The organism is Micromonospora endolithica, from assembly GCF_003626595.1.
In the GTDB taxonomy this organism is placed as follows: Bacteria; Actinomycetota; Actinomycetes; order Mycobacteriales; family Micromonosporaceae; genus Micromonospora; species Micromonospora endolithica.
The window spans coordinates 1-3,119 of sequence record NZ_RBAK01000033.1 but is presented as its reverse complement, the minus strand read 5'-3'; the positions used below and the strand labels follow the sequence as shown (position 1 = coordinate 3,119).

Below are 3,119 nucleotides of genomic sequence, written 5' to 3'. Positions count from 1 at the left end.
CTCGCCGTTGCGGATCGCCTGCGCGGCCAGGTGCACCGCGACCAGTGACGACGAGCAGGCCGTGTCGACCGTGATCGCCGGGCCCTCGAAGCCGAACGTGTACGCCACCCGCCCCGACGCCACGCTGTACGAGTTGCCGATGCCGATGTGACCCTCGAAACCCGCCGGCGTACGGGAGATCAACCGCCCGCCGTAGTCGCCGTACATCAGGCCGGCGAAGACCCCGGTGGAGCTGCTCCGCAGGGTGCCCGCGTCGATGCCCGCGCGTTCGATCGCCTCCCACGCCACCTCCAGCAGCAACCGCTGCTGCGGGTCCATGGCGAGCGCCTCGCGCGGGCTGATCCCGAAGAACTCGGCGTCGAAGCGGTCCGCGTCGTAGAGGAAACCGCCCCGGCGGGTGTACGACTTGCCGGTCGCGTCCGGGTCCGGGTCGTAGAGGTCGTCGACGTCCCAGCCGCGGTTCGCCGGGAAGTCGCCGATGCCGTCCGCGCCGCCGGCGACCAGCTGCCAGAGCTCCTCCGGCGACGTGACGCCGCCCGGATAACGGCACGCCATCGAGACGATGACCACGGGGTCGTCGGCGTCCGCCGTACGGGAGACCGGGGTTTGCGGGATGGGGTTCTGCTCGCCGAAGATCTGAGTGCGCAGGTAGCCGGCCACCGCCTCGGCCGTCGGATAGTCGAAGACGAGTGTGGTCGGCAACGTCAGCCCGGTCGCCGCGTGCAGCTGGTTGCGTAGCTCGATCGCGGTCAGCGAGTCCATGCCGAGCTGCTGGAACGGGCTGGCCGCGCCGACCGCCTCACCGGTGGCGTGGCCGAGCACCGCGGCGGCGCGGTCCCGCACCAGGCGCAGCAGGTGTCCGGCCTGTTCGGCGGCGGGGAGCGCGGTCAACGTACGCCGCAGGTCCACCGAACCGGCGGGACGGCCCGCGGGTGCGCGCACCAGGCCCCGCAACACCGCCGGCAGCGTGCCCTCGACGGCCTGTCGGCGCAGTGCCGCCAAATCGAGCCGCGCCGGGACGAGCACCGGATCGGGCATCCGCAACGCCGCGTCCAGCTGCGACAGGGCGTCTTCACTGGACATCGCGACGACCCCGGTGCGGCTCACCCCGCGGCCCATGCCGGCGCCGTTGCCCCACAGGCCCCAGGCCAGCGAGAGGGCCGGCAGGCCGTCGGCGTGTCGGACGTGAGCGAGCGCGTCGAGGAACGCGTTGGCCGCCGCATAGCCGCCCTGCCCGGCGTTTCCGAGCACGCCGGCGGCCGAGGAGAACAGCACGAAACCGGCGAGCGGCAGATGCCGGGTGGCCTCGTGCAGGTGGTGCGCGGCGTCCACCTTGGCGCGCAGCACCGGCGTGAGGCGTTCAGGGGTGAGCGAGCCGATCGTGGCGTCGTCGAGCACACCCGCCGTATGCACGACCGCGGTGAGCGGGGCCTCGGCGGGGACGTCCGCGATCAGCTCGTCCACCTGGCGGCGGTCGCTGACGTCGCAGGCCACCACGGTCACCTCGGCGCCCAGCCCGGTCAGCCGGTCGCGCAGGGCGGCCGCATTCGGTGCCGCCGGGCCGCTGCGGCTGGCGAGCACGAGGTGGCGTACGCCGTACGTGGCCACGAGATGTTCGGCCACCGACCCGCCGAGACCGCCGGTGCCGCCGGTGATGAGAACGGTGCCCGCGTCCCAGGTGACGGGGGCGTCGCCGGGCGCGGCCGCGCGCCGGAGCCGGGGCACGTACCGGGTGCCGCCGCGCAGCGCCACCTGCGGCTCGTCGCCGGCCGCCAGCCGCGCCCAGTCCTCCGCCGGGATGTCGGTGTCCGGGTCGAGGTCCAGCAGGACGAACCGGCCGGGGTGCTCGGACTGGGCGACCCGCACGAGACCCCAGACCGGGGCGTTCCCCAGGTCGCGCACCGGCTCGCCGGGCGTGACGGCGACCGCGCCGCGGGTGACGAACACCAGCCGCGACGACGGATCGGCCAGCCGGCCCCGCAGTGCGGCGAGCGCTTCGGCGGTCGCCCGGTGCGCCCGGGAGACGACATCCCCGTCGCCGGGCAGGAACGGCACGACCACCGTGGCCGGGCCGTCCGCTGTCTCGACCGGGGCCGGCTCCCAGACGAGCTGGAAGGGAGTGTCGGCGGTGCGGGGGAGGGTCATCGGGCGGACGGTCACCGCGCCCACGGTCGCGATCGGCGCGCCGGTCTCGTCGGCGACGGCTAGGGCGACGCTGTCACCGGTCGTGGTGAGCCGCACGCGCAGGTGGCGGGCGCCGGCCGCGTGCAGCGTCACACCGGTCCAGGAGAACGGCAGGCGTACGTCGTCCGCCACGTCCGACGCGGCGGCCAGGGCGTGCAGGGCGCCGTCGAGCAGAGCCGGGTGCAGGCCGTACGGTGAAGCGTCGTCCGCGCCGGTGACCTCCGCGTAGGTCGTGTCACCGTCCCGCCACACCGCGCGCAGGGTGTGGAACGCCGGCCCGTAGTCGTAGCCGCGCTCCGCCAGCCCGGCGTAGAAGTCGGTGACGTCGACACGCTCGCCCCGGGGCTGCCAGTCCGTCGTGGACGGTGGCTCGGCGGCCGGTGCGAGAGAGCCCTCGGCGTGACCGGTCCAGTCGTCCTCGCCGGGCCGGTTGGCGTCGATCCGGATCGTCCGGGTGCCGTCGTCGCCGGGTGCTCCCACGGTGACGCGGAGGTCGACCGGGCCGTCCTCCGGGACGATCAGCGGCTGCCGCAGGGTGAGCTCGCCGATGGTGGCGCAGCCGACCCGGCCGGCGGCGTGCAGGGCCAGATCGACCAGGGCACTCCCGGGCACCAGAACGGTGCCGGTGATCCGGTGGTCGGCCAGCCAGGGAACCGTGTCAAGGGTGAGCCGGCCGGTGAGGAGGTGCCCGCCGTCGGCCAGGGCGGTGCCGGCGCCGAGCAGCGGGTGATCCTCGGGTACCAGGCCCAGCCCTGCCGGGTCGCCGGGCCGGATCGCTTCCCTGATCCAGTAGGAGCTGTGCTGGAACGGGTAGGTGGGCGGGGGCGGCTGCAGCGCCGGTGTGCCGGGGTCTTCGTGGAGGTGGAGTTGGGTGCGGGCGTGGTGGGGGTTGGGAGTGGTGATGGTGTGTGGCTGGTCGAGGGTGTGGTGTAGGT

At 74.5% G+C, this 3,119-nt stretch carries 1 protein-coding gene; it reads right to left on the bottom strand.

Features of this window, described 5'->3' with window-relative positions:
* Positions 1–3,119: type I polyketide synthase (locus D7223_RS32315; RefSeq protein WP_120733490.1), on the bottom strand; the 3,119-nt coding region annotated here is incomplete at both ends.